Below are 24,499 nucleotides of genomic sequence, written 5' to 3'. Positions count from 1 at the left end.
CCCCTTTGCCCTGCACCCTGACACGCAACGGTCGCCCTCGGTGACCGCTGCGCCCGTGGGTGCAGAGCAAAGGGCGGAGAAGCGGCGGGTGCGGGGGTGGGTCGGCGGGTCGGTCGGTGGAGGCCGGCGCGCGGCGTCGCCGTCAGCGGGCGTGCCCGTGGGCCCGCCCCGGCAGCAGCCAGTGGTTGAAGTCCCAGCCGAAGACCGAGGTGCAGGTCATCCGCTGGATGCCGGGCTTGAAGCCCCAGAGGTCGAGCCGGCCGAGGCCGTGCGCGGCCAGCTCCGCCGCCGCCGGGTCGGTCGTCGCCAGGTCCGTGTCGTCGAGGACCACCAGGCCGGACGGGGCGAGGTGCTTCGGCGCGACCCGGGCGCAGACGGTGCGGGAGGCGCCGTCGATCACCACCACGTCCCAGGGGGCCCCGTCGGCGACCGCCGTCACGTAGGGGGAGTCCGCCGAGCCGTCCCACCAGCCGTCGGCGCAGGGCACGTGCCGGATCTCCCCGTTGGCCGGCTGGGGGAGCTGGGCGAACCAGGCGGCGTCGTGCTCGACGGAGACGATCTCGCCGACCCGGCCGGGCCGGGCGAACCAGGACGTCGACGACCCCGAGCCGTACTCGAACACCCGCACCCCGGGGTGCAGCACGTCGTCCAGCCACCGCACGGCGGAGTAGCTGAGCCAGGGCAGCGGCCGGCCCTCGCCGTCGACGGGCGCCGCCCCCACCGACCGGTGCCAGCCCTGCCCGCGCAGGGTGGCCAGCGCCTCCAGCGACGTCTGCGCCTCGCGGCGGGAGCGGGGGATGCCGGGCGCGGTGCGTCGGATCAGGCCCCGCGCCCGCCCGGCGAGTGATCGTCTGGTCATGGTGCTCCCGTTTCCTCGGTCCCGCGGGTACAGGAAGCCAACGAACGGAAAGCGCGAAAGGTGATGAAAGGTGCGAAAAGGGGAGGATCAGGCGATGTTCAGCGCGGCGAGCAGGCGGGCCCGCAGGCCGGCGGCGCGCTCGGCGAAGCCCCGCTGGGCGGCGGCGTACTCGGCCCGGCCCTCCGGCGTCTCCACCCGCACCGGCGGGTAGCCGAGCGCGGCCAGATCGTAGGGGCTGGCCCGCATGTCCAGCGTGCGGATCTCGCGGGCCAGCGCGAACGCGTCGGCGACCAGCTCGCTGGGCACCAGCGGCGACAGTTTGTAGGCCCACTTGTAGAGATCCATGTTGGCGTGCAGACAGCCCGGCTGCTCCAGCTCGTGCTGGCGCTCCCGGGTCGGGGTGAGCACGTTCAGCGGCCGGGCCGGCGCGGTGAAGAACCGGTACGCGTCGAAGTGGCTGCACCGCACGCCCCGCTCCTGCACGACCTCGGCGGTGCGCGCCGGGCTGAGCCGCAGCGGCCACGCGTTGTGGCGCACCTCCTCCTGGGTCTGCCGGTAGACCATCGCCCACTCGTGCATCCCGAAGCAGCCCAGGTGCGCCGGGCGGCCCGCCGTCGCCGTGAGCAGGGCACGGATCCAGTCGACCGACCCGGCCCGCCGGGCGCGTACCGCATCGGTGTCGAGGGTGAGCCCGGCGGCGGTGGCGCGGTAGTCCCGGCCGAACTCGGCCGGGTCCGCGCCCCGCAGCACCGCCCCCGCGCCCGGGTGCCAGCGGCGCAGCTGGGCGGGGCGGTGCGAGTAGTAGGTGAAGAGGAAGTCCTCCACCGGGTGCTTGCGCCCGGCGCGGCGGCGGGCCAGGTGCGGGGCCAGCCACCCGTCGACCCGCTCCTCGTGGGCCCGGCGCCGCGCCTGCCAGTCGGCCAGGTCGAGCGGCGCGGCGGGGGCGAGGGCGGCGGTCACCCGACCAGCGTACGACCGCCGCCCGGCCGACCCGGCCTCAGGGAACGTCGACCCGGACCCCGGCGGAGAACACCCCGCTGCGCAGCTCCAGTTGCTCGGGCCGGTCCCCGTCGTCGACGGTGAACACCAGCGGCAGCACCAGCCGGCTGCCCGCGGCGAGGGGCTGGCCGAAGACGTCCCGCCCCTGGTTGGCCAGCCGGGTGGCGGCCTCGTCGACGCCGACCCAGGTGCCACCCGGCAGGTACGCCCGCTGCATCTCGCCGTGCCAGGTCTGCTGCTCGGGGGTGAGGTTGCGCACCCCGACCGTGGCCTGGCACTGCCGCCCCGCGACGGACGGCGTCGACGGGCAGGCGACCCGGTAGACGGTGAACTCCAGCGCCTGCTCCCGCAGCGGCACGCCGACCACGCCGGTGGTGCTGGTGCCCACCCACGCGCCGCTGCTCGGCTGCTTGGTCGTGTCGATCGCGGCCACCCGCTGCGTGGCCGTCACCGTCGCGGCGAGCACCACGCCGGCCAGGACCGCGACGGCCGCCCCCACCACCAGCCACACCGGGGGCCTGCGGCGGCGGCCCACGGCGACCGTCGGGACCGGGCGGGGCGGCCCGCCCGCCCCGCCGGGTGCCGCCGCGCCCACGTCGGCGGACCCCGCGCCGGTGCCCGCGTAGACGGTCCCCGCCCCGGCGGCGCGGATCCCCGCCCCGGCGGATCCGGCACCCGGGCCGGTCGGCCCGGCCGTGGCCCGGGCCCGGCGGCGTCGCTGCCACCACCAGAGCCCGGCGGCCGTGAGCAGGAGCACTCCGGCCAGCGCGGCGAGCAGCGCCGCGGGCCGTCGCCAGGCCGGCGCGTCGGTGGCCTGGGCCGCCGGGACCGGGGAGCGGTCCCAGGTCGCGGTCGCGCAGTCGTACGGCCGGTCGCCGCCGGCCGCGAAGGCGCAGGCGGGCGCGGACAGGGCGCGGCCCGGCGCGGCGGTGGTGAGCGCCGTGTGCAGGGTGGTGGTGCTGCGCGCCGGGAGCCGTAGCTGCCAGGTCACCTCCGTGGTGGTGGCCGAGCGGCTGGTCCGCCCACCGGGCGTGACCCAGGTGGCCGACGTGCCGGGCGGCAGCTCCTGGCGCACCGTGGTGGCCACGGCCATGCTGCTGGCGTTGCGCACCTGGACCTGGTAGCCCGGGGCCGGCGTGCCGGCCGGCGTGACCAGCACCGTCACGGCCGACGCCGCGCCCCGCGTCGGCACGACCACGGACGGGGAGACCAGCGGCGGCGGCGCGGGGGCCGCGGGCGTCGCCGCGGTGCCCGTCGGCGTCGGCGTCAGCGTGGCCGCCGCCGCCCGGAGCACCCCCGGTGACGCGGCGGCGGCCCGGGGTGCGGTGGCCGGTGGCGCGGCGGCCCGGGGTGCGGTGGCCTCCGGTGCGGCGGGCTCCGGGGCCACCGTGGGCAGCGCCGGAACGGCGGCGAGAATGCCGAGGCAGTGCACGAACACTGCGAGGGCCCTGTGGTGTCGTCTCGATGCAGGCATACGAACGAACCTCCGGTAGCCGACGCTAGGTGCGGCTCCCCGCCGTGCGGGTACGAAGCGGCGAACCCGGCCCGCGGCGGCGGCATCCGGCGTACGCTGGCCCGCCGCGCGCCGGCCCGTGGCCGACGCGCCGGTGCCGCCCCGGCCGGGCGGGCTAGATTGGCCCGGTGCGTATCGCTCGTTTCGCTCATGCCAAGGGAATGTCGTTCGGGGTCGTCGAGGGCGAACCGGGGGCGGGCCCCGAGGGCCTGACCATCGCCGAGATCGAGGGCCACCCGTTCGGCCAGATCCAGTTCAGCGGCGCCCGGTGGGCGCTCTCCGACGTCCGGCTGCTCTCCCCGATCCTGCCCAGCAAGGTGGTCTGCGTCGGCCGCAACTACGCCGAGCACGCCGCCGAGCTGGGCAACGACGTGCCCAAGGAGCCACTGCTGTTCCTCAAGCCGTCCACCTCCGTGATCGGGCCCCGGGACGCCATCCGGCTGCCGATCTTCTCCAAGCAGGTCGAGCACGAGGCCGAGCTGGCCGTGGTGATCGGCGCGCCGGGCGCCCGCCGGGCCGACCGGGCCGCCGCCGAGCGGGCCATCTTCGGCTACACCTGCGCCAACGACGTCACCGCGCGGGACCTCCAGCGTTCCGACGGGCAGTGGACCCGGGCCAAGGGCTTCGACTCGTTCTGCCCCATCGGCCCGTGGATCACCACGGGGCTCGACGTGACCGACCTGGAGGTCCGCTGCGAGGTCGGCCGCAACCCGGAGGAGATGGAGGTACGCCAGCTCGGCCGCACCCGGGACATGGTCTTCGACGTGCCGGCCCTGGTGTCGTACGTCTCGCACGTGATGACGCTGCTCCCCGGCGACGTGGTCCTCACCGGTACGCCGGCCGGGGTTAGCCCGCTCACGGAGGGGGATACGGTCACCGTGCGTATCGAGGGGATCGGGGAGCTGAGCAACCCGGTCGTCCCGGTGACCTGAGTCGTCGGAAGCCCGAAGCCGCAGGCCAGATGCGGTTTCGGGCCCCCGATTTGGCCTGTGGGGGGCGGGAGGGTAAAGTTTCTCTCCGGTGCCGCAAGGCACCGAACGGCACCGCGAGGTGCCAATGGGGTATGGGGTAATTGGCAGCCCGACTGATTCTGGTTCAGTTAGTCTAGGTTCGAGTCCTGGTACCCCAGCAACCGGCGTTCGCGAGAGTGTCGGTCGCTGGATCACGTCGGAGAGCGTTCCGGCCCGCGCGAGCAGGCAGGAGTGATCGACCGGTAGTGTTCAGTGGCACCGCCCGGCAGGGCGGTGGAGCAAGGCAGGTTCTGGCCCCGTCGTCTAGCGGCCCAGGACGCCGCCCTCTCAAGGCGGTAGCGCGGGTTCGAATCCCGTCGGGGCTACAGGTGTCTCCAGCCCGTCTCACTGCGGTGAGGCGGGCTGATTTGCGTCACGGGCCCGCCCGCGGCGGGTCCTCTCGGCATGGTCGTCCCGTCGGCGCGCCTTCGCGCTCCGTCCACCCCTGCGCGCGCGCCCCGGGGACCCGTCGCTAGACTACAGCGGCACCGTCCGGCAGGGCGGTGAAGCAGGAAAGTTCTGGCCCCGTCGTCTAGCGGCCCAGGACGCCGCCCTCTCAAGGCGGTAGCGCGGGTTCGAATCCCGTCGGGGCTACACCCAGGAAGGCCCGTCTCACCCCGGTGAGCCGGGCCTTCCCCCGTCCCACCCACCTCGTGCGCGCCCTCCGCGCCCCTCCCGTGCCGGTGATCAAGAGGTTCGCGTCAGCTGTCGCGCCGAATCTGACGCAACCTCTTGATCACCGGGGCGGACGGGGCGGAACGGGGGGTGGGGGTTAGAGGCCGCTCAGGCGTTGGCCGGCTCGGACGACGGCCATGGCGTGACGTTCGCCGGGGCGGCGGCCGAGGCGCTCGATGGGGCCGGAGATGCTGATCGCGGCGATCACCCGGCCCGTGCGGTCCCGGATCGGGGCCGAGACGCTCGCCACACCCGCCTCCCGCTCGGCGACGCTCTGCGCCCAGCCGCGCCGGCGCACCTCGGCGAGGGTGCGCCCGGTGAACTTCGACCGGGGCAGCAGCGGCATCACCGCCTCCGGCGGCTCCCAGGCCAGCAGGATCTGCGCCGCCGAACCGGCGGTCATCGGCAGCACCGAGCCCACCGGGACGGTGTCCCGCAGCCCGCTGGCCCGCTCGGCGGCGGCCACGCAGATCCGCTCGTCCGCGCGGCGCAGGTAGAGCTGGGCGCTCTCCCCGGTGGCGTCGCGCAGCGCGGCCAGCAGCGGCTCCGCCGCCGTCAGCAGCACGTCCGGCGCGGCGTTGGCGAGCTCACCGAGCCGGGGCCCGGGGCGCCAGCGGCCCTGGGTGTCCCGGACGAGCATCCGGTGGATCTCCAGCGCCTGCGCCAGCCGGTGCGCGGTGGCCCGGGGCAGCTTGGTGCGTTCAACGAGTTCGGCCAGGCTGGCGCCGTCGACACAGGCGGCCAGGATGACCACCGCCTTGTCGAGAACGCCGACACCGCTCATACTGTGTCCCACAAGCCGAAATTTACCTCCCAGAATTTAGGATGTCCAGATGGTGGGAGACACTCGACCGAGGACCCTGGCCGAGAAGGTCTGGGACGCGCACGTCGTCCGGTCCGCCGACGGTGAACCGGACCTGCTCTACATCGACCTGCACCTGCTGCACGAGGTCACCAGCCCGCAGGCCTTCGACGGCCTGCGGCTCGCCGGCCGCCCCGTGCGCCGCACCGACCTCACGCTCGCGACCGAGGACCACAACACCCCCACGGGGTACGCCGACCCGGCGTTCTCGCAGCGGCGCGGCGACCTGCTCACGATCGCGGACCCCACCTCCCGCACCCAGATCGAGACGCTGCGCCGCAACTGCGCCGAGTTCGGTGTGCGGCTGCACCCGCTCGGCGACGCCAACCAGGGCATCGTGCACGTCATCGGCCCGCAGCTGGGCGTCACCCAGCCCGGCATGACGATCGTCTGTGGCGATTCCCACACCGCCACCCACGGCGCGTTCGGCGCGCTCGCGTTCGGCATCGGCACCAGCGAGGTCGAGCACGTGCTGGCGACCCAGACGCTGCCGCAGGCCCGCCCGAAGACGATGGCCGTGAACGTCACCGGCCAGCTCGGCCCCGGCGTCACCGCCAAGGACCTGGTGCTCGCCCTCATCGCCCAGGTCGGCACCGGCGGTGGGCGGGGTCACATCGTGGAGTACCGGGGCGAGGCGATCCGCGCGCTCTCCATGGAGGGGCGGATGACCGTCGCCAACATGTCGATCGAGTGGGGCGCCAAGGCCGGCATGATCGCGCCGGACGAGACCACGTTCGCGTACCTCAAGGGGCGGCCGAACGCGCCCCAGGGGGCCGACTGGGACGCGGCGGTGGAGTACTGGCGGAGCCTGCCCACCGACGACGGCGCGACGTTCGACGCCGAGGTGACCCTCGACGCGAGCCGGATCACGCCGTTCGTGACCTGGGGCACGAACCCGGGCCAGGGCGCGCCGCTGGGCGCTGCCGTCCCCGACCCGGAGGCGTTCGCCGGCGAGTCCGAGCGGGCCGCCGCCCGCCGCGCGCTGGAGTACATGGACCTCACCCCCGGCACCCCGCTGCGCGACCTCTCCGTCGACGTGGTCTTCGTCGGCTCCTGCACCAACGGCCGCCTGGAGGACCTCCGCGCCGCCGCCGACGTGCTGCGCGGACACACGGTCGCCGACGGCGTACGGATGCTCGTGGTGCCCGGCTCGGCCGCCGTCCGGGAGGCCGCCGAGGCCGAGGGGCTGGACAAGGTCTTCACCGACGCCGGGGCCGAGTGGCGGTTCGCCGGCTGCTCGATGTGCCTGGGCATGAACCCGGACACGCTCGCCCCGGGTGAGCGTTCCGCCTCGACCTCCAACCGCAACTTCGAGGGCCGCCAGGGCCGGGGCGGACGCACCCACCTGGTGTCGCCTCCGGTCGCCGCCGCCACCGCCGTGGTCGGCCGGCTCGCCGCCCCCGCCGACCTGTAGAAGGGCAGCCGCACAGATGGACAAGTTCACCGTGCACACCGGCACCGCCGTGCCGCTGCGCCGCTCCAACGTGGACACGGATCAGATCATCCCCGCCGTGTACCTCAAGCGGGTGACCCGGACGGGATTCGCCGACGGGCTCTTCAACGCGTGGCGGGAGGATCCCTCATTCGTGTTGAACGATGCCGCGTATTCGGGTGCGTCGATTCTTGTGGCGGGCCCGGAGTTCGGCACGGGGTCGTCCCGGGAGCACGCCGTGTGGGCGCTGCGCGACTGGGGGTTCAAGGCGGTGGTCTCGCCCCGCTTCGGTGACATCTTCCGTGGCAATGCCCTCAAGGAGGGTCTGCTGCCGGTCGAGTTGGAATTGCGGGCCGTCGAGGAGCTGTGGGCCCTCGTCGAGTCCGACCCGACGACCCCGGTCACCGTCGACCTGACGTCCCGTGAGGTCCGGGCCGGTGACGCCACCTGGTCCTTCCCCCTCGACGACTTCAGCCGGTGGCGGCTGATGGAGGGGTTGGATGACATTGGACTCACACTTCGGCACGAGGCCGACATCACCTCCTACGAGCGCGGCCGGAGCCCGTTCCTGCCCTCCGTGGCATAGCCGTACGCCCGATCCCGCATCGGTTTCCGCCCCCACCGGCCCCGCCGGTGGGGGCGAATCCGTTACGACACAAGGGCTTTTTTCCACCGAATGTTTGTGTCCAGGCAGCACAGGGCATACCGTGCGCGCAGAATGGCTCGCGTCGAGTCAGTTGCACAATCGGGAGGAAGTAGTGAACAAGGCCGAGCTCATCGAGGCGCTCGCCGTTCGCCTGGGGGACCGGAAGACGGCGACGGCCGCGCTCGACGCGGTCCTCGCTGAGGTCCAGGCGGCGGTCACCAAGGGCGAGAAGGTGGCGATCACCGGATTCGGAGCGTTCGAGAAGCGCGTCCGGGGTGCGCGAACAGCGCGCAACCCGCGTACCGGCGAGGCGGTGAAGGTCAAGAAGACATCCGTCCCGACCTTCCGGGCCGGCGCCGGTTTCAAGGAGATGGTGGCCAGCGGGAAGGTGCCGAAGGCCACGGTGGCGGCGAAGAAGACCGCCACGGCCGCCACCAAGGCGACGACCGCCAAGGCCACCACGGCCAAGGCGGCCGGGACCAAGGCCACCACGGCCAAGGCCACCACCGCGAAGGCGGCCGGGGCCAAGGCCACCGGGGCGAAGGCCACCACGGCCAAGGCGGCGGGGGCCAAGGCGGCGGGGGCGAAGGCCACCACCGCGAAGGCCGCCGCGACGAAGAAGGCCGCCCCGGCGAAGGCGACCAAGACGACGGCGGCCAAGACCGCCACGAAGAAGGCCGCCCCGGCGAAGAAGTCGGCGGCGGCGACCAAGTCGACCGCGGCAAAGAAGACCACCACGGCGGCGACCAAGAGCACCACGGCCAAGAGCACGGCGGCCAAGAAGGCGCCGGCGAAGAAGTCCCCGGCCAAGAAGGCGGCCACCAAGCGCTGACCGGCCGGCACCGTCCCGCGGGGCGTCCACCCGAACGGTGGGCGCCCCGCGGCGTGCCTGGGTGGGGCAGCGTCGCTCCCCGACCGTTGACCGACGGCGTGCCACGCGCGGAGAATCGCCGAACCCCTCACCGGTCGGCGAAAGGCAGCCCGTGCGCTACCGCCACCTCAGCACCGCCGCGCTCGCCCTCGGCGTCGTCGTGCTCACCGACGTGCTGCGGGTCTTCCTCCCGTCGGTCATCACCATCTTCGGGCAGGCCGCCACCACCCCCGCCGAGCTGCTCGGCGCGTTCGCGCTGGGCTGGTTCGTGCTCGCCCTCGCGTTCCCGCCGCTGGTCCGCCGGCTCGGGGCGCGGCCCGTCACGCTCGCCGCCGCGGTCGCGCTGGGCGGCGCGCGGCTCGCCCTCACCGCCGCGCCGGGCGGTCGTACGCAGCTCTGGCTGGCCACCGCCGGCCTGCTCGCCGGACTGCTCTGGCTGGCCGGCACCGCCGCCACCATCGGCCGGCCGGTGCCGGGGCTGGCGCTGGGCATCGCCCTCGGCGCGGTCGGGCACGCGGTGCTCGGCACGTACGACCTGGTCTGGCGGGGTGGCCCGGTCGGGTGGGCCGGCAGCGTGGCCCTCGTGGTGGTGTTCCTGGCTGCCGCGGCGGGCCCCGCGCGGCCGGCGGAACCGGGCGGGGCCCGCGCGTGGCTGCTCGCCGGCCCGGCGTTGCTGCTGACCGGCCTCGTGGCGCTCTCCCCGGCGGTGGCCGCGACCGCCGCCTCCTACTGGCGTGGCCCCGGCGGCGGGCTCTCCTGGCCGCCGGAACCCGGCGACATCGCCACCCTGCCGGCCTGGGCGGTCGGCATCTTCCTGCTCGCCGCGCTGGGCCGGCCGCCCCGGGGGCGCTGGCGGCTGGCCGGCCCGCTGGCGCTGGTGGCGGGCGCGGTGCTGTTCGCCACCGGCGACCCCGGGCTGCTGGGGCCGGCGGTGGTGCTGACCGCCGCCGGCACGGGTGCCTGCCTCGCCCTCGCCGGCAGCGCACCGACCGTCGTCGCACCGCCCGCTGCCGCCGGGCCGCCCTCCGCCACTGTGCCGCCCTCCGCCGCCGCGTCACCCGCCGTCGGGGCCCCCGCCGCGCCGTCACCCGGCAGGGACCCGAGGCGGGCGTCCCGGCCCGGCCTCGCGGCGGTGCTGGGCATGCTGCTCTTCGCCGTCGCCGCCGTCGGCTACTACGCCGCCTACGACCTCGGCTACCCCAACGCCGCCGTGCCGGTCGCGATGGCCGCCCTCGTCGCCGCCGTGGCCCTCGGCGGGCCCCGGCGGGCGACGTCCGCGCCGCCTAGGCGGTGGGTGCCGGGCATCGCCGCGGCCGGCGGCCTCGTCGTGCTCGCCGCGACGGGACTGCCGGCCGGCGTCCCCGTCCCGTCGCGGCCGGGCACGCCCCCGGCGGCGGTCCGGGTGGTGGCCTACAACATCCGGATGGGGTACGGACTGGACGGGCGGTTCGACCCCGACGGGCTGGCCCGGGTGGTCGCCCGCGAACGCCCCGACGTGGTGGTGCTCGGCGAGGTGGACCGGGGCTGGCTGCTCAACGGCGGCCACGACACCCTCGCCCTGCTCGCGGCGCGGCTGCGCATGCCGTACGTCTTCGCGCCCGCCGCCGATCCGCTCTGGGGCGACGCGGTCCTCAGCCGGTTTCCCGTGGCGGCGGCCCGCAGCGAGCGGCTGGCCCCGGCCGGCGCGCCCACCGGCGCCCAGGCGCTCGGCGTGACCGTCGACGTCGGCGGCGGCGTACGCCTCGCGGTGGTCGCCACCCACCTGCAACCGCCGCCGGGGCGGGAGCCGGTGGCGCAGGCCCGCGCGGTGGCGGGCTTCGCCCTGCGGTACGCCGCCGGGCTGCCCCTCGTGGTCGCCGGTGACCTGAACACGGAGCCGGGCGCACCGGGGTACGCGGAGTTCACCCGCGTCGGGCTGGTCGACGCGCTGGCCGCGGCCCGGCCCCTGCCCACGAGCCCGGCCGACGAGCCGCGCGAGCAGATCGACCACGTGCTGGTCTCGGCGGGCGTGCGGCCCGCCGGCCCGGTGGCGCCCCGCAGCACCGCCAGCGACCACCTCCCCGTCGCGGTGACCCTGGCCCTGCCGTGACGCCCGCCCCAGCCCGGCTGCGACACCCGCGCGCCGCCTGCCGCACCCGCCCGGGGCCCTGTCGCGCCCGCCCGCTGCGTCGTGCTGCGGGCGTGGGGGTGAGAGGGGAACCCCTCTCTACCGAATGCGTTAGGAAGGGGCCCTTCCTTACCAGCGGTCGGCGGCGAGGAGACGGTCGGCGGCGAAGGCGAGCAGCCAGCCGCCGCCCTTCTCGGTGGTGAAGTCGCCGGCGTGGCCGGTGAGGCGCTCCAGCGCGCCGGGCATCACCCGGCCCTGGCTGCACGCCCCGGCCGCACCCCCGGCGGCGGCCAGCTCGGCCAGGCAGGCGGCGGCGGCCAGCGCCCGCTCGTGCGGGTCCTGACCGGGCCGTGGCTCGTCCAGGTCGCCGGTCACCTCGACCGGCAGGTCGAGCAGGGCGGCGGCCGGGTCGAGGGTCTGCACGCACCGGCGGGCGGAGGCGGACAGCAGCCGGGTCGGGCGGACGAGGGCCACCAGGGGCGCGAGGGCGTGCGCCTGGGCCCGACCGGTCTCGTCGAGCGGCCGGGCGGAGTCCGGGCCGGACCAGGTGCCGCGCCGGCCGGCCTGGGCGTGCCGGACCAGGGCCACCGTCGCGGTGACCGGTGGGAGGGCGGCGAACGCGGTCAGCACCTCGGCGTCGTGCGGGTAGCTGACCAGCCGGGCGGCCTCCCCGACGGGCAGCCAGCGGATGTCGTCGACCTCGGTGTCGGGCTGGAAGCCCCCCGTGTCGACGGCCCGCATCGACCAGTAGTGGACGACCTTCGGCCGGCCCTCGCTGCGGTAGCGCACGGTGGGCAGCCGCACCTGCGGCACCGCCCGCACGTCGGCCTCCTCGGCGACCTCCCGCACGGCGGCCAGCAGCGGGTGCTCGCCCGGCTCCAGCTTGCCCTTCGGCAGCGACCAGTCGCCGTAGCGGGGGCGGTGCACGAGGCAGACCAGCACGCCGCCGTCGGCCTGACGCCAGGCCACCCCGCCCGCCGCCCGGATCACGCGTTCCCCCTCCGGCATCCGCTCAGCCTAGGCTCATCCGGCCGTGCCGCCGACCCGGCGTAGCAGCAGGTCCTGTAGGTGGGTCGGCGGGGCCTGCCCCGTGCCGGTGCTCCGGGTCCAGGAGCCGTCGCCGTGCAGCTCGAACGCCTCCACGTCGGGGCTGAACGCGGCGGTGAGCACGTGGTCCAGTTCGGCGCGGGCCACCGGGTCGCTCACCTGCACCAGCGCCTCCACGCGGCGGTCCAGGTTGCGGTGCATCAGGTCGGCCGAGCCCATCCAGAACTCGGCCGAGCCGTTGTTGCCGAACCGGAAGATCCGGGAGTGTTCCAGGAACCGGCCGAGGATCGAGCGGACCCGGATGTTCTCCGACAGCCCCGGCACCCCCGGGCGCAGCGTGCACATGCCCCGGATCAGCAGGTCCACGTGCACCCCGGCCCGGGACGCCCGGTAGAGCGCGTCGGTGACCTCCTCGTCGACCAGCGAGTTGACCTTGAACTGGACCAGGCCCGGCATGCCGATCCGGACGTGGCTGACCTCCCGCTCGATCCGCTCGATCAGCCCCCGCCGGATGCCCTGCGGTGCCACCAGCAGCCGGCGGTACGCGGTCTGCCGGCTGTAGCCGGTCAGCACGTTGAACAGGTCCGTCAGGTCCGCGCCGATCTCGGGGTCGGCGGTGAGCATGCCGAAGTCCTCGTAGAGCCGGGCCGTCTTCGGGTGGTAGTTGCCGGTGCCGATGTGGCAGTAGCGGCGGATCTGGTTGCCCTCCTGGCGGACGACCAGGGCGGTCTTGCAGTGCGTCTTGAGGCCCACCAGGCCGTAGACGACGTGGCAGCCTGCGCGTTCCAGGGTGCGCGCCCAGCCGATGTTGGCCACCTCGTCGAAGCGGGCCTTCAGCTCCACCAGCACCACCACCTGCTTGCCGGCCGCCGCCGCGTCGACCAGCGCGTCGACGATGGGGGAGTCCCCGCTGGTGCGGTAGAGGGTCTGCTTGATGGCCAGCACGTCGGGGTCGGCGGCGGCCTGTTCGATGAAGCGCTGCACGCTGGTCGCGAACGAGTGGTACGGGTGGTGCACCAGCACGTCGCCGTCGCGCAGGGTGGCGAAGACGCTGCGTGGCACCTCGCCCTCGGTGAGCCGGGGATGGGTGGCCGGCACGAACGGCGGGTCCTTCAGGTCGGGGCGGTCGGCGTCGCCGTAGAGCTGCCACAGCGCCGACAGGTCGAGCAGCCCGCGTACGCGTAGCACGTCGTGGCTGTCCATGTCCAGCTCGCGGACGAGCAGCTCCAGCATGTGGTCGGAGATCGAGGCGGCGACCTCCAGCCGCACGGGCGGGCCGAACCGGCGGCGGGCCAGCTCCCGCTCCAGGGCCTGCAGGAGGTCCTCGTCGCGGTCCTCGTCGACCTCCACCTCGGCGTTGCGGGTGACCCGGAACAGGTGGCACTCGACGACCTGCATGCCGGAGAAGAGCTGCCCCAGGTGCACCGAGATCAGCTCCTCGACCGGGAGCACCCGCACCCCGGGGGACTCCCGGTCGACCCGGACGAAGCGCGGCACGTTGTTCGGCACCTTGACGCGGGCGAACAGCTCCGAGCCGCCGTCGGGGTCGCGGACCGCCACGGCCAGGTTCAGCGACCGCCCGGAGATGTACGGGAACGGGTGGGCCGGGTCGACCGCGAGCGGCGTGAGCACGGGAAAGATGTGTTCCCGGAAGTAGGTGCGCAGCCGCTCCCGCTCGGGGGCGTCCAGGTCCGTCCAGCGCAGGATGCGGATGTCCTCGGCGGCGAGCTTCGGCAGCACGTCGTCGACGAAGCAGGAGGCGTGCCGGCCGACCAGTTCGGCGGTCCGCTCGCCGATCCGCTCCAGTTGGGTACGCAGCGGCAGCCGGTCCCCGCCGCGCACCGGCAGCCCGGCGGACTGGCGGCGCTTCAGGCCGGCCACCCGGACCATGTAGAACTCGTCGAGGTTGCTGGCGAAGATCGCCAGGAACTTGGCCCGCTCCAGCAGCGGCGTGCGCGGGTCCTCGGCCAGGGCGAGCACCCGGGCGTTGAAGTCGAGCCAGGACAGCTCCCGGTTGAGGAACCGCTCCTCGGGCAGCGGCTTCGGCGGCGCGGGCTCGTCGTCGGGGAGGGGGTCGGCGTCGAGCACCTCCTCCAGCCCGGTCGACGCCGCCGCCCGGCCGGGCGGGGCCGCCGTCGGGTCGCCGGGCCCCGGGGCGGCCCCGGCCGTCGGGGGTTCGCTCCCGTTCGTCCCGGCGGCCTCGGCGGGGCCGGCGGCTGCGGAGGCGTCGCGCGGACGGAACCGGCCGTCGGTGCCGCGCCGGCGGGACCCGTCGCGCCGACGCGCCGGATCGCCGGGCTCGGGTCGGTCGGCGACGGCGGGATCGGGTCGGTCGGGGCCGGGCTCGGGTCGGTCGGCGGCGGGGCGGTGGTCGGCGGCCGGGCCGGTGGGGTGCTCGCGAGGGGTGCTCACCCGCTCATAATGTCCCGGAACGGGTTAACGCAAAATGAACTTGGGCGGGGAGCTCACGGCATCGTCGGCAACGTCACCCGGACGATCGCCCCGGCGGCGTCGGTCTCGACCCGCACCCGCTGGCCCAGCCGCAGCAGCCGCAGGCCGGAGGCGTCGAAGGCGCGCGCCGGGAACGCCAGCTCGGTGCCGTCGTCGAGCAACAGCACGCCGCTGCGCGTCGCCGCGTCGTAGGTGGCCACGGTGCCCTGCATGCCAGCACCGTACACCGGGGCCGGCGGTGGCTCAGCCCGCGCGGGCGGCGGTGGCTCAGCCCGTGCGGGCGGCGGTGAGGGCGGCGGTGTGCGGCCCGAGCCCGAGCCGGGCGGCGGCGGCCAGGTCGGCCGCGGTGTCGACGTCCCGGCGCAGGGTGGGCCAGTCGCCGGCCAGCGGCAGCGCCCCGCCCGCCTCGTGCGCCGCGGCCGAGCCGACCCCGAACCGGGGGTCCAGCGGCACGCCGGCCGGCGCGGCGAGCAGCACCGTGCCGCTCCCCGGGGCGTCGGCGACGAAGCGGCGTACCCCCGGTGGGCCGGCGGCGATCGCGTGCAGCGCGGCCGTCAGCTCGGCCGGGCGCAGCGCCGGCAGGTCCGCCGTGAGCCCGGCCACCCACCCCCCGCCGCCGGCCGCGACCGCCGCGCCGAGCCGGAAGGCCGCGTTCAGGCCGGCGTCCGGCGCGTCCGGCACGACCCGCACGCCCGCCGCGCGGACCGCCGCCGCCACGCGGGCGTCGCGGGTGACGACGACCACCCCGGCGACCGCCGGGCACGCCCGCACGGCGGCGACCGTGTCGGCCGCCAGGGCCAGCGCCAGCTCCTCGTGGGGTACGGCCGGCAGCGCCCCCCGCAGCCGGCTCTTCGCCACGCCGAGGCGCTTCACCGGCACCACCACAGTCCAGGTCCGCTGCCGCACGGCACAATCCTGCCAGTCGGCCCGGCGGTACCCTCACTGGCCGTACCGGGGGCGAGCAGGCATGATTTCGCTGCGGGCGGCACGGGCGGGTGCGGCGTGGGGTCGGGGCTACGAGGAGGCAGGGTGACGCGGCGCAGGCTGGGGTTCTGGCAACGGTTCGCCGTGGCGCTGGTCAAGCCCGTCATGACGGTCTGGACCCGGCGCACCTGGCGGGGCATGGAGCACCTGCGCCACGACGGCGGCGTCATCATCGTCCCCAACCACCTCTCGCACGCCGACCCGCTGGTCTCCGCGCACTTCATCTACGACGCCGGGCGCTGGCCGCGGTACCTCGGCAAGGCCAGCGTCTTCCGGGTGCCCGTGGTGGGCTGGATCCTGCACCGCTGCCTCCAGATCCCCGTCGAGCGCGGCACGGTCGACGCCGTCAAGTCCCTGGACGCCCTCGTCGCCGCCCTGCACGAGGACGGCGCGGTGGTGATCTACCCGGAGGGCACCACCACCCGGGAACCCGACCTGTGGCCGATGAAGGGCAAGACGGGGGCCGCCCGGCTCGCGCTGGCCACCGGCGCGCCGGTGATCCCGGTCGCCATGTGGGGGCCGGAGCGGCTCTTCGACCCCCGGAACAACCGGCTGGGCCTGCGGCCCCGCATCCCGGTGACCGTCGTCGCCGGGCCGCCCGTCGACCTGAGCCGGTGGGCCGGCTCCACACCCACCAAGGCCACCCTGGAAGAGATGACCGACACCATCATGCTGCGCCTGCGCGACCAGCTCGCCGAGATCCGGGGCGGGACGCCGCCGCCGCTGTGGGAACGACCGGCGCGGGCCGCCGGCGCCGCCCGCCCGACGCGGGGCCGGGAGGACGCGGCGTGACCGGCCACGTGGCGGTGCTGGGGGCCGGGTCGTGGGGGACCGCCTTCGCCAAGATCCTCGCCGACGCCGGCCGGGACGTGACGATCTGGGCCCGGCGGCAGCCGGTGGCCGAGGCGATCCGGCTGCGCCGGCACAACCCGGAATACCTCCCCGACCTGCGGCTGCCCGACCGGGTCACCGGCACCGGCAGCGCCGCCGAGGCGATCCGGGGCGCGGAGATCGTGGTGCTCGCGGTGCCGTCGCAGACGCTGCGCGGCAACCTCGCCGAGTGGGTCGGCGACCTGCACCCGGACGCGACCCTGGTGTCCCTGATGAAGGGCATCGAGCTGGGCACCACCAAGCGGATGAGCGAGGTGATCGTGGAGACCGCCCGGGTCACCCCGGACCGGGTGGTCGTCGTCTCCGGCCCCAACCTCGCCCCCGAGATCGCCGCCGAGCAGCCCGCCGCCACCGTGGTCGCCGGCACCGACGACCGCCGTGCCCAGCTCGTCCAGGCGTCGATCCGCACGCCCTACTTCCGGCCGTACACCAACGACGACGTGATCGGCTGCGAGCTGGGCGGGGCGGTGAAGAACGTGATCGCCCTCGCGTACGGCATCGCCACCGCGATGGGCTTCGGCGACAACACCCGGGCGATGCTGATGACCCGGGGGCTCGCCGAGACCGCCCGCCTCGGGGTGGCCCTCGGCGCGGACCCGATCACCTTCGCCGGCCTGGCCGGGATGGGCGACCTCGTGGCGTCCTGCTCGTCGCCGCTGGCCCGCAACCGCACCTTCGGCGAGCACCTCGGCCGGGGCGAGAACCTGGAGCAGGCGCAGGCGGCCACCCGGCAGACCGCCGAGGGCGTGAAGAGCTGCCTGGCGATCCGGGACCTGGCCCGCGCGCACGGGGTGGAGATGCCCATCACCGAGCAGATCGAGCGGATCTGCCACGAGGGGATGGACCCCCGGCTCGCCGTCGACGCGCTGATGAGCCGCACCGCCAAGCCCGAGTCGTACGAGTGAGGCGGCCCGCGTGACGACCCCCGGCACCGACGGCGAACCCACCGACGGCGAACGCGTCGACGGCGAACGCGTCGACGGCGAACGCGTCGACGGCGAACGCGTCGACGGCGGGAGCGTCGACGGCGACGGCACCCGGTGCGTGCGGGCCGGGCTGCCCGAGCCCGCCCCGGGGCAGCCGTTCCTGCCCGGCCCGGTCTTCGCCGCGCCCTATCACCTCGACCCCCGGCAGGGCCCGGCGGCGGCACCGAACGGGTACGGCCGGCCCGACAACCCGACCCGGCGGCTGCTGGAGGCGGCCATCGGCGAGCTGGAGGGCGGCGACGTGCGCGTCTTCGCCAGCGGGCAGGCGGCGATCACCGGCCTGCTGCTGGCCGTGCTGCGCCCCGGCGACACGGTGGTGCTCCCCGCCGACGGCTACTTCCCGGTGCGGGCGTTCGCCACCGACACCCTCGCCGGGATCGGCGTGCGGGTGCTGTTCGCGCCGACCGCCGGGCCGTACCCGTCGTTCGCGGGGGTGCGGCTGGTGCTGCTGGAGTCGCCGGCGAACCCCGGCCTGGACGTCGCCGACGTGCCGGCCCTGGCCGCCGCCGCGCACGCCGCCGGGGCCCTCGTGGCGGTGGACAACACGACGGCCACCCCGCTCGGCCAGCGCCCGCTGGACCTCGGCGCCGACGTGGTCGTCGCCTCCGGCACGAAGGCCCTCACCGGCCACTCCGACCTGCTGCTCGGCTACGTGGCGACCCGCTCCGCCGGGCTGCTCGACCCGGTCACCGCCTGGCGCACCATGACCGGGGCGGTGCCGGGGGCGTTCGACGCGTGGCTGGCGCACCGCTCGCTGGCCACCCTGGACCTGCGGCTGGCCCGGCAGAGCGCCAACGCGGCGGCGCTGGCCCGGCTGCTCGCCGGCCGTCCCGACGTCACCGGCGTGCGCTGGCCGGGGCTGCCGGGCGACCCGGCGTACGCGCTGGCCTCGGCCCAGCTGCGCCGGATGCCCGGGGTGGTGTCGTTCGACCTCGGCGACGCCGAGCGGGTGGCCCGGTTCCTCACGGCGTCCCGGCTGGTGGCCGCCGCGACCTCCTTCGGCGGGCTGCACACCACCGCCGACCGGCGGGCACAGTGGGGCGACGACACCCCGCCCGGGTTCGTCCGGCTCTCCTGCGGCGTGGAGGACACCGCCGACCTGGTCGCCGACGTCACCGCCGCCCTGCTCGCCTGAAAGGAAGGGCCCCCTGTTAACGCCTCCGGTAGAGGAGGGTTCCCTTCTCACGCCGAACAGCCCGGCCCGCCGGGGCGGGGCGCCGGCGGGCCGGGAACGAGGTGGTGGTCCACCCGTCGGCCGGCGGTGCGGACCGGGCGGCGGGTGGACCACGACGAGGGGCCGGACGTGCCGGCCGGTGGGGCCGCGCGGTCCGGCCGGGACGGGACCTCCCGGCCGGACCGCGCGGCGGTCAGCGGCGGTCTGCGCCGGTCACGCGGCCACTGACGGTCGTGCGACCGGTGGCGGTCACACGGCCACTGACGGTCGCGCGGCCGGTGGCGGTCACGGGCGGGGCGGCGCGGCGGCGAAGGCGGCCCAGGCGGTCGGCGGGAAGAGCAGCGCCGGGCCTGTCGGGTCCTTCGAGTCGCGGACGGCCACCGCGCCGGGTACGACCGCCATCTCCACGCAGGCTCCCTCGTCGCCGCTGCGGCTGCTCTTGCGCCATCGCGCCGTGGCGAGGGCCGCGCTCGTCGTCGGGGTCATGTTCTACCGTCCCTTCAGGAGTCGGAGGAGCTGGTCCCGGGTGGCCGCGGGGCTGAGTGCGACCGTCCGCAGGTGCTCCATGATCTTGGTGCAGGTACGCAGGTCGCCGGGCCGGTCGAGGACCATCTGACCGGCGACGGTTTCCACCGACGCGATGATCGGGTCCTCCGGGTCGGGGAACTCCAGGATGTGCAGCGACCCCCTGGTGCCCCGGTGGTAGCCGGCGGACAGGGGGATCACCTGGACCGTGATGTTGGGCAGCTCGGCCATCTTGAGCAGGTGGTGCAGCTGCGCCTCCATCACGGCCTGGCCGCCCACGGGGCGCAGCAGGGCGCCCTCGTCGATGATCGCGTCGAGGATCGCCGGGTCGTCGCCGGTGATCCGCTGCTGCCGGTCGAGTCGCAGGTGGACCCGCTGCTCGACCTGCTCGTCGCTGAGGGTGTGCGGGCCGCCCCGCATCACCCCCCGGATGTAGTCCGCGGTCTGAAGCAGGCCGGGCACCACCGACGGCTCGAAGTTGGCGATGCCGGTGGCCTCCGCCTCGAGCGCGATGAAGTCGATGGTGCGCCGGTCCAGCAGGTACGAGTAGGACACCCACCACCCGGGCTTGCGGGCGTCCTTGGCGAGCTGGACGGCGGCGGCGATCTCGTCGGCACCCACCCCGTACAGGGTGAGCAGGGCGCGCACCGTGGCCGGGCTGATCAGCGTCTGGGCGTTCTCGTACCGGGACAGGGTGCTGCGGGTGCTGTTGATCTCGTCGGCGGCCGCTTCGAGGGTGAGGCCGGCCGCCTCCCGGTGCGTACGCAGCGCGATGCCGAGCCGTCGGGCCCGGGCCGTCTTCGGTGCCATGCGTCGATGGTGGCACACCTTCCCGGGAAGATGCACATGAGAGAACGGCGATGAGAGTTGCATTCACGCCGATCAGCGTGCAATCTGTGACCAGTTCCTCACCGCCGGTTGTCGTGGCGACGGCGGTGGTGAGTGACCGGAGGGGATGGGGCGCGTGGCGATCGGGTTTTCTCCCCCGTACCCGATCGCCGCGTGCCGCCACCCGGGACGCACCGGAAGGGACTCGCATGACGGTGACCGCCTGCTGGCCCCGGGTGTCGCGGTGCCGCTGGTGCGCACACCCCGTGCTGCGCGACAACGACGATGCGTGGATCCACGCCCACCTGGCGTACGTCTGCCGGGACCGTTCCGGCGGGCTGGCGGCGACCACCGCGGAGCCGGAGGGTTCGCCCGGCCGGCCGGCGTGGGGAGCTGCGGGAGGCCGGCGGTGACCCGGTTCCTGGTGGTGCTCACCGACGTCCGCCCGGTGGACGGCGTGCGCCGGGACGAGCGGCAGGCCCCCGAGCGGCGGCGGCAGGTCGTCGGGGCGAGCAGCCGGGAGGCGGCGGACCGGATCGCCGGCGCGTTCATGGCGCTGGGCATGGTGCGGGCCGGGCGGCAGCGGGTGAAGGTGATCGCCGTCGGCCGCCGCTACGGCCTCTGACCACGAGTTGTCGGTCGCCGCTACGGCCTCTGGCAGTGAGGATGTAGGAGCGGATCCGGCGGGCCGTCGCTCGCCGCCACGGCCGCTGGCGGGGCTGCTGTCCGGCGTGGCCCGATTACGCAGCGTATATGCAGTGTTGACCGGTTGCGCAGTGCTGCCGCTTCTCCCCGGGTATCAACTCCGTTGTCCGGCCACGCACAGTAAGGTCATCCGGGTGGGCGCCACCGGCGAGCACCACGAGCCTCGCAGTCGCGACGAAAGGGTGACCGAGTGACCACCCCAGGCAAGACCCGTGTGGCCCTCGTCTTCGGCGGCCGCAGCCCCGAGCACGGCATCTCCTGCGTCAGCGCCGGCAGCGTGCTCGGCGCGCTCGACCCGGACGAGTTCGAGGTGGTCCCCGTGGGCATCACCCGCGCCGGCAAGTGGGTGCTGACCAGCGGCGATCCGGCCCAGTTGGCGATCAGCGCCCGGCAGTTGCCGGAGATCACCGCCGAGGCCGGCGCCGACCTCGTGCTGCGGGCCGACCCCACCGGCAACGGGCTGCTGGTGCTCGACCCCGCCGCAGGGCCCCGGGTGCTCGCCGACGTCGACGTGGTCTTCCCGGTGCTGCACGGCGCGTACGGCGAGGACGGCACCATCCAGGGCATGCTGGAGATGGCCGGCATCCCCTACGTCGGGGCGAACGTCTTCGCCTCCGCCGCCGCGATGGACAAGGAGTTCACCAAGAAGCTCTGCGCCGTCGAGGGCATCCCCGTCGGCCCGTACGCGGTGCTGCGCAGCGGGGTCACCCTGTCCGAGGAGGACAAGCGGCGGCTCGGGCTGCCCGTCTTCGTCAAGCCGTCCCGGGCCGGCTCGTCGTTCGGCATCACGAAGGTCGACGACTGGGCCGACCTGGAGGCCGCCGTCGCCACGGCCCGGGAGATCGACCCGAAGGTGCTGGTCGAGGGCGCGATCGTCGGCCGGGAGGTCGAGTGCGGCGTGCTGGAGGGCGAGGCCGGGGGCGGCGCGGAGGCGTCCGTCCTGGCCGAGGTGCGGGCCGGGGGCGACCACGACTGGTACGACTTCGAGGCGAAGTATCTCTCCGAGCCCGAGTACGACCTGCCGGCCACCCTGCCCGACCACGTCACCCGGCAGGTCCAGGACTACGCCGTCCGCGCGTTCGCCGCCCTGGACTGCGCCGGGCTGGCCCGGGTCGACTTCTTCGTCACGCCGGACCTGGACGTCTACCTCAACGAGATCAACACGATGCCCGGCTTCACCCCGACGTCGATGTTCCCGCTGATGTGGGCCGCCTCCGGGCTGGAGTATCCGAAGCTGGTCAACCGACTGATCCGCACCGCCCAGCGGCGCGGCGTCGGCCTGCACTGAACGCGCGCACCAGCCGGCGGCGGCCGGCCGGCGCAGCCGGTGACGGCGGGTCGGCCGGCGGTGGCTGGACCAGGCCAGCCTCACGGTCAGCCGACGCAGCCGCCGGGGGCGTCGCCGCCGGAGGGCACCGAGGCGACCACCACGTCGGAGATGGGACTCACCCACTGCAGAGCCGAACCGTAGGTGCGGGGCACGGTCACCCGCACCGCAGTCTCCCGGTCCAGCGTGGTGAGCACCGTCGCGTCCGGCCCCTCGGCCGCGTGCCAGCAGACCTTGTTGACGACCCAGACGTCGTCGGTGTCGCCCGGCTCCGGCTCCGCGCCACCGCAGGCGATGGTGAGCGCCGGGTCGCCGTACGCGGCGTTCTGTTCGGGGCCGGCGGTGACCGGCCGCTGGGCCAGGTCGCGCACGGTCGGCGGGAGCTGCGACGTCAGGGCCCGGCACACCGTCTCGGGCCGCTCGGCCAGCCGGGGGGCGGCCATCTCGACCGGCGCGGTGGACCGTGGCCCGGCGCTGGTCGCCGTCGGGCCCGGCCCGGCGGCCGGGGCGTCCGGGGTCAGCTTGGCGAAGGTGAACCCGGCCACGGCCACGGTGACCGGCACCGCGACCAGCGTGGCCAGCAGCGCGGCGCTGCGGTTGGTGCGGTCCCGGCGCGGCGCGTCGGCGGCGGTCGCCTCCGGCCCGGCCGGGGACTCGGTGGAGGAAGTGATCTCGTCCACTTACAGGCGCACCACCGAACACGTGAGGGTGCGGGTGATGCCGGGCACCATCTGCACGTTGCTGACGATGAGTTTGCCGAGCTCGTCGACCGTGTTGGCCTCGGTGAGCACGACCACGTCGTACGGCCCGGTGACGGCGTCGACCCGCACCACGCCGGGAAGGTCGCCGATCAGGCCGGCCACGTCACGCGCCCGACCCACCTCTGTCTGGATGAGGATGTACGCCTGTACCACGACTCGACCTCCGTCCGTCGCCGCCGCTGGGCGGCCCGAAGGGTGAAACTACCTTACGGACCAGGTCTGATCCCTATCGGTGGCCAAGGAGAAGCGGTGAGCGAGCGCGACGGGCGCGACGGCGGGCGGGCGGCGGGACGATCCCGGGTCCCCGGCGGGCGGGGCAGGGGACCGTCCCGGGTCCACGGTGGGCACGGGCGCGGCGGGGAGCGGGCATGAGCGTGACCGGAATCGGCGAGTTCGGGTTGATCGACCGGGTCACCGCCCGGCTGCCCCAGGGGGCGTCGTGCCTGCTCGGGCCCGGCGACGACGGGGCGGTGCTGGCCGCGCCGGACGCCCGGGTGGTCGCCTCCACCGACGTGCTCGTCGAGGGGCGGCACTTCCGCCGGGACTGGTCCGCCGCCCGCGACGTCGGGCACCGGGCGGCGGCGGCCAACCTGGCCGACATCGCGGCGATGGGCGCCACCCCGACGGCCCTGCTGGTGGCCCTGTGCATGCCGGTGGATCTCGACCCGGCCTGGGCCGAGGAGCTGGCCGACGGGCTCGGGGCCGAGGCCGCCACCGTGGGCGCGAGCGTGGTCGGCGGCGACATGTCGGCGAGCCCCACGCTGACGATCGCCGTCACCGCGCTGGGCGACCTGGGCGGCCGGGCCCCCGTCGTCCGCTCGGGGGCCCGCCCGGGGCACGTCGTGGCGCTCGCCGGCCGCAGCGGGTACGCCGCCGCCGGCTACACCGTGCTGTCCCGGGGCTTCCGCACGCCGAAGATCCTGGTCGAGGCGTACCGGCGGCCCGAGGTGCCGTACGCGGCCGGGGCGCACGCCGCCCGGCTCGGGGCCACCGCCATGATCGACGTATCGGACGGGCTGCTCGCCGACCTCGGGCACGTCGCCCGCGCCAGCGGGGTCGGCATCGACGTGCGGCGGGACGCCTTCGAGGTGCCCCGGCAGATGCGCGACGCCGCCCAGGCGCTCGGGGTCGACCCGTACTCGTGGATCCTCGCCGGCGGCGACGACCACGCGCTGGCCGCCACGTTCCCTCCGGCGGTGGCGCTGCCCGACCCGTGGCGGGCCGTCGGCCGGGTGACGGAGGGCGCCGGCGTCACCGTCGACGGCGAGGCGTACGACGGCCCGACCGGCTGGGACCACTTCCGGTAGGGGGCCGGCCGGCGACGTACCCTTTCCCCGTGAGCGAGATCGAGATCCGTCCGGCCCGCTTCGACGCCCCGGAGGCCCAGGCGCTCATCCGGGGCGCCCTGGCGGACCTGGGCCGGCGGTACGGGGGCAGCGGCGACGACACCCCGGTCGACGCCGCCGAGTTCGTGCCGCCGCACGGCGCGTTCCTGGTGGCCTACCTCGCCGGGGAGCCCGTCGGGTGCGGCGGCTGGCGTAGCCACGGCGACGCCGGGGAGACCGCCGAGCTGAAGCGCATGTACACCAGCCCGCAGGCGCGGGGGCGGGGCGTGGCCCGGGCGGTGCTCGCCGCCGTCGAGCGGTCCGCCCGCGAGCACGGGCGCAAGCAGCTCGTCCTGGAGTGCGGCGACAAGCAGCCCGAGGCGATCGCCATGTACAGCACGGTCGGCTACGAGCGCATCCCGAACTTCGGCTTCTACCGGGACCACCCGGGCTGCCTCTCCTTCGGCCGCACCCTCTGACCGACCCGCCCGGCTCGCCGCCGGGTCGGCCGCTGCGGGCGG

The 24,499-nt window shown here is 75.3% G+C and carries 25 protein-coding genes and 3 tRNA genes; 16 read left to right on the top strand and 12 right to left on the bottom strand.

Annotated elements, in window-relative coordinates:
- Nucleotides 1-142: 142 nt before the first annotated feature.
- The 3 genes from HDA31_RS22015 to HDA31_RS22005 form a co-directional block, all read right to left on the bottom strand.
- Complete coding sequence (locus tag HDA31_RS22015) at nucleotides 143-859, bottom strand: class I SAM-dependent methyltransferase (protein WP_178063765.1); 717 nt, start codon at nucleotides 857-859, stop codon at nucleotides 143-145.
- Nucleotides 860-946: 87 nt separating this feature from the next.
- Complete coding sequence (locus HDA31_RS22010; RefSeq protein ID WP_178063766.1) at nucleotides 947-1,819, bottom strand: 3-methyladenine DNA glycosylase; 873 nt, start codon at nucleotides 1,817-1,819, stop codon at nucleotides 947-949.
- A gap of 37 nt (nucleotides 1,820-1,856) precedes the next feature.
- Nucleotides 1,857-3,332, bottom strand: coding sequence for a hypothetical protein (locus HDA31_RS22005; protein WP_178063767.1), 1,476 nt, complete (start codon nucleotides 3,330-3,332; stop codon nucleotides 1,857-1,859).
- Nucleotides 3,333-3,499: 167 nt separating this feature from the next.
- Here HDA31_RS22005 and HDA31_RS22000 point away from each other — a divergent pair, with 167 nt between their 5' ends.
- From HDA31_RS22000 to HDA31_RS21985, 4 genes are all read left to right on the top strand, one after another.
- Nucleotides 3,500-4,303 (top strand): fumarylacetoacetate hydrolase family protein, encoded by an 804-nt coding sequence (locus HDA31_RS22000; RefSeq protein WP_074473781.1) that lies wholly within the window; start codon nucleotides 3,500-3,502, stop codon nucleotides 4,301-4,303.
- Between the two features lie 125 nt (nucleotides 4,304-4,428).
- Nucleotides 4,429-4,500: transfer RNA gene (locus tag HDA31_RS21995), tRNA-Gln, on the top strand.
- Nucleotides 4,501-4,634: 134 nt separating this feature from the next.
- A tRNA-Glu gene (locus HDA31_RS21990) sits at nucleotides 4,635-4,707 on the top strand.
- Between the two features lie 195 nt (nucleotides 4,708-4,902).
- Nucleotides 4,903-4,975: transfer RNA gene (locus HDA31_RS21985), tRNA-Glu, on the top strand.
- 178 nt (nucleotides 4,976-5,153) lie between these two features.
- Here HDA31_RS21985 and HDA31_RS21980 read toward each other — a convergent pair.
- On the bottom strand, nucleotides 5,154-5,840 hold the full coding sequence (locus HDA31_RS21980; protein WP_013284529.1) for an IclR family transcriptional regulator: 687 nt from the start codon (nucleotides 5,838-5,840) through the stop codon (nucleotides 5,154-5,156).
- A 49-nt stretch (nucleotides 5,841-5,889) separates the two neighbouring features.
- Here HDA31_RS21980 and leuC point away from each other — a divergent pair, with 49 nt between their 5' ends.
- From leuC to HDA31_RS33135, 4 genes are all read left to right on the top strand, one after another.
- A complete protein-coding gene (gene leuC / locus HDA31_RS21975; RefSeq protein WP_178063768.1) occupies nucleotides 5,890-7,332 on the top strand; it encodes a 3-isopropylmalate dehydratase large subunit in 1,443 nt (480 codons plus the stop codon).
- A 16-nt stretch (nucleotides 7,333-7,348) separates the two neighbouring features.
- The gene (gene leuD / locus HDA31_RS21970; protein WP_074473783.1) at nucleotides 7,349-7,936 is read left to right on the top strand and encodes a 3-isopropylmalate dehydratase small subunit; all 588 of its coding nucleotides are present in this window, start codon (nucleotides 7,349-7,351) and stop codon (nucleotides 7,934-7,936) included.
- Nucleotides 7,937-8,108: 172 nt separating this feature from the next.
- Entirely contained in the window at nucleotides 8,109-8,828 is a 720-nt protein-coding gene (locus HDA31_RS21965; RefSeq protein ID WP_178063769.1) for an HU family DNA-binding protein, read from the top strand.
- A gap of 151 nt (nucleotides 8,829-8,979) precedes the next feature.
- On the top strand, nucleotides 8,980-10,956 hold the full coding sequence (locus HDA31_RS33135; RefSeq protein WP_178063770.1) for an endonuclease/exonuclease/phosphatase family protein: 1,977 nt from the start codon (nucleotides 8,980-8,982) through the stop codon (nucleotides 10,954-10,956).
- Nucleotides 10,957-11,103: 147 nt separating this feature from the next.
- Here HDA31_RS33135 and HDA31_RS21955 read toward each other — a convergent pair whose 3' ends face one another.
- Genes HDA31_RS21955 through cofC form a run of 4 tightly spaced genes read right to left on the bottom strand, consistent with a single transcriptional unit; the run spans nucleotide 11,104 to nucleotide 15,378 of the window.
- Nucleotides 11,104-11,982: an NUDIX hydrolase gene (locus HDA31_RS21955; RefSeq protein ID WP_178063771.1), complete on the bottom strand. Its 879-nt coding sequence runs from the start codon at nucleotides 11,980-11,982 to the stop codon at nucleotides 11,104-11,106.
- Nucleotides 11,983-11,997: 15 nt separating this feature from the next.
- A complete protein-coding gene (locus HDA31_RS21950; protein WP_376701406.1) occupies nucleotides 11,998-14,433 on the bottom strand; it encodes an RNA degradosome polyphosphate kinase in 2,436 nt (811 codons plus the stop codon).
- 53 nt (nucleotides 14,434-14,486) lie between these two features.
- Nucleotides 14,487-14,684: a cold-shock protein gene (locus HDA31_RS21945; protein WP_074473787.1), complete on the bottom strand. Its 198-nt coding sequence runs from the start codon at nucleotides 14,682-14,684 to the stop codon at nucleotides 14,487-14,489.
- A gap of 55 nt (nucleotides 14,685-14,739) precedes the next feature.
- A complete protein-coding gene (gene cofC, locus HDA31_RS21940) occupies nucleotides 14,740-15,378 on the bottom strand; it encodes a 2-phospho-L-lactate guanylyltransferase (protein ID WP_178063772.1) in 639 nt (212 codons plus the stop codon).
- Between the two features lie 123 nt (nucleotides 15,379-15,501).
- Here cofC and HDA31_RS21935 point away from each other — a divergent pair, with 123 nt between their 5' ends.
- From HDA31_RS21935 to HDA31_RS21925, 3 genes are read left to right on the top strand one after another with little or no spacing between them, the layout of a single operon-like run.
- The gene (locus tag HDA31_RS21935; protein WP_178063773.1) at nucleotides 15,502-16,248 is read left to right on the top strand and encodes a lysophospholipid acyltransferase family protein; all 747 of its coding nucleotides are present in this window, start codon (nucleotides 15,502-15,504) and stop codon (nucleotides 16,246-16,248) included.
- Nucleotides 16,245-17,252: an NAD(P)H-dependent glycerol-3-phosphate dehydrogenase gene (locus HDA31_RS21930; protein ID WP_074474037.1), complete on the top strand. Its 1,008-nt coding sequence runs from the start codon at nucleotides 16,245-16,247 to the stop codon at nucleotides 17,250-17,252. The genes HDA31_RS21935 and HDA31_RS21930 overlap by 4 nt, the downstream gene beginning before the upstream one ends.
- Before the next feature lie 10 nt (nucleotides 17,253-17,262).
- The gene (locus tag HDA31_RS21925; protein WP_311774370.1) at nucleotides 17,263-18,468 is read left to right on the top strand and encodes a cystathionine gamma-lyase; all 1,206 of its coding nucleotides are present in this window, start codon (nucleotides 17,263-17,265) and stop codon (nucleotides 18,466-18,468) included.
- A 324-nt stretch (nucleotides 18,469-18,792) separates the two neighbouring features.
- Here the strand turns inward: HDA31_RS21925 and HDA31_RS21920 are convergent, their stop codons facing one another.
- Both HDA31_RS21920 and HDA31_RS21915 read right to left on the bottom strand, forming a co-directional pair.
- Nucleotides 18,793-18,993, bottom strand: coding sequence for a DUF397 domain-containing protein (locus tag HDA31_RS21920; protein ID WP_074473790.1), 201 nt, complete (start codon nucleotides 18,991-18,993; stop codon nucleotides 18,793-18,795).
- A gap of 3 nt (nucleotides 18,994-18,996) precedes the next feature.
- Nucleotides 18,997-19,842 carry a helix-turn-helix domain-containing protein gene (locus HDA31_RS21915; protein ID WP_074473791.1) on the bottom strand — a complete coding sequence of 282 codons (846 nt, stop codon included), beginning with the start codon at nucleotides 19,840-19,842 and terminating at the stop codon, nucleotides 18,997-18,999.
- A 227-nt stretch (nucleotides 19,843-20,069) separates the two neighbouring features.
- Here HDA31_RS21915 and HDA31_RS21910 point away from each other — a divergent pair, with 227 nt between their 5' ends.
- The 3 genes from HDA31_RS21910 to HDA31_RS21900 all read left to right on the top strand — a co-directional run bounded on the left by HDA31_RS21910 (nucleotide 20,070) and on the right by HDA31_RS21900 (nucleotide 21,853).
- On the top strand, nucleotides 20,070-20,273 hold the full coding sequence (locus HDA31_RS21910; RefSeq protein WP_074473792.1) for a hypothetical protein: 204 nt from the start codon (nucleotides 20,070-20,072) through the stop codon (nucleotides 20,271-20,273).
- Nucleotides 20,270-20,485, top strand: coding sequence for a hypothetical protein (locus HDA31_RS21905; RefSeq protein WP_074473793.1), 216 nt, complete (start codon nucleotides 20,270-20,272; stop codon nucleotides 20,483-20,485). Before HDA31_RS21910 ends, HDA31_RS21905 begins: the two co-directional genes overlap by 4 nt.
- Before the next feature lie 270 nt (nucleotides 20,486-20,755).
- Nucleotides 20,756-21,853, top strand: a complete 1,098-nt coding sequence (locus HDA31_RS21900; protein ID WP_074473794.1) for a D-alanine--D-alanine ligase family protein — start codon at nucleotides 20,756-20,758, stop codon at nucleotides 21,851-21,853.
- Between the two features lie 86 nt (nucleotides 21,854-21,939).
- Here the strand turns inward: HDA31_RS21900 and HDA31_RS21895 are convergent, their stop codons facing one another.
- Both HDA31_RS21895 and HDA31_RS21890 read right to left on the bottom strand, forming a co-directional pair.
- Complete coding sequence (locus HDA31_RS21895) at nucleotides 21,940-22,572, bottom strand: DUF3515 family protein (RefSeq protein WP_376701405.1); 633 nt, start codon at nucleotides 22,570-22,572, stop codon at nucleotides 21,940-21,942.
- The gene (locus HDA31_RS21890; RefSeq protein ID WP_043962303.1) at nucleotides 22,573-22,806 is read right to left on the bottom strand and encodes an Lrp/AsnC ligand binding domain-containing protein; all 234 of its coding nucleotides are present in this window, start codon (nucleotides 22,804-22,806) and stop codon (nucleotides 22,573-22,575) included.
- Nucleotides 22,807-23,021: 215 nt separating this feature from the next.
- Here HDA31_RS21890 and HDA31_RS21885 point away from each other — a divergent pair, with 215 nt between their 5' ends.
- Both HDA31_RS21885 and HDA31_RS21880 read left to right on the top strand, forming a co-directional pair.
- The gene (locus tag HDA31_RS21885) at nucleotides 23,022-23,960 is read left to right on the top strand and encodes a thiamine-phosphate kinase (RefSeq protein ID WP_178063774.1); all 939 of its coding nucleotides are present in this window, start codon (nucleotides 23,022-23,024) and stop codon (nucleotides 23,958-23,960) included.
- A gap of 29 nt (nucleotides 23,961-23,989) precedes the next feature.
- Nucleotides 23,990-24,457, top strand: a complete 468-nt coding sequence (locus HDA31_RS21880) for a GNAT family N-acetyltransferase (RefSeq protein ID WP_178063775.1) — start codon at nucleotides 23,990-23,992, stop codon at nucleotides 24,455-24,457.
- Nucleotides 24,458-24,499: the final 42 nt, after the last annotated feature.

Origin of the sequence: Micromonospora carbonacea, assembly GCF_014205165.1 — a bacterium.
Lineage (GTDB): Bacteria > Actinomycetota > Actinomycetes > Mycobacteriales > Micromonosporaceae > Micromonospora > Micromonospora carbonacea.
The sequence above is the reverse complement of the archived record's forward strand: the minus strand, read 5'-3'. Positions and strand labels throughout refer to the sequence as shown.

What these genes read in the sequence shown, in the direction of transcription:
- HDA31_RS22015 (WP_178063765.1), bottom strand. Translation starts at nt 859, where the DNA reads ATGACCAGACGATCACTCGCCGGGCGGGCGCGGGGCCTGATCCGACGC.
- HDA31_RS22005 (WP_178063767.1), bottom strand. Translation starts at nt 3,332, where the DNA reads ATGCCTGCATCGAGACGACACCACAGGGCCCTCGCAGTGTTCGTGCAC.
- HDA31_RS21980 (WP_013284529.1), bottom strand. Translation starts at nt 5,840, where the DNA reads ATGAGCGGTGTCGGCGTTCTCGACAAGGCGGTGGTCATCCTGGCCGCC.
- leuC (WP_178063768.1), top strand. Translation starts at nt 5,890, where the DNA reads ATGGTGGGAGACACTCGACCGAGGACCCTGGCCGAGAAGGTCTGGGAC.
- leuD (WP_074473783.1), top strand. Translation starts at nt 7,349, where the DNA reads ATGGACAAGTTCACCGTGCACACCGGCACCGCCGTGCCGCTGCGCCGC.
- HDA31_RS21955 (WP_178063771.1), bottom strand. Translation starts at nt 11,982, where the DNA reads ATGCCGGAGGGGGAACGCGTGATCCGGGCGGCGGGCGGGGTGGCCTGG.
- HDA31_RS21945 (WP_074473787.1), bottom strand. Translation starts at nt 14,684, where the DNA reads ATGCAGGGCACCGTGGCCACCTACGACGCGGCGACGCGCAGCGGCGTG.
- HDA31_RS21920 (WP_074473790.1), bottom strand. Translation starts at nt 18,993, where the DNA reads ATGACCCCGACGACGAGCGCGGCCCTCGCCACGGCGCGATGGCGCAAG.
- HDA31_RS21915 (WP_074473791.1), bottom strand. Translation starts at nt 19,842, where the DNA reads ATGGCACCGAAGACGGCCCGGGCCCGACGGCTCGGCATCGCGCTGCGT.
- HDA31_RS21910 (WP_074473792.1), top strand. Translation starts at nt 20,070, where the DNA reads ATGACGGTGACCGCCTGCTGGCCCCGGGTGTCGCGGTGCCGCTGGTGC.
- HDA31_RS21885 (WP_178063774.1), top strand. Translation starts at nt 23,022, where the DNA reads ATGAGCGTGACCGGAATCGGCGAGTTCGGGTTGATCGACCGGGTCACC.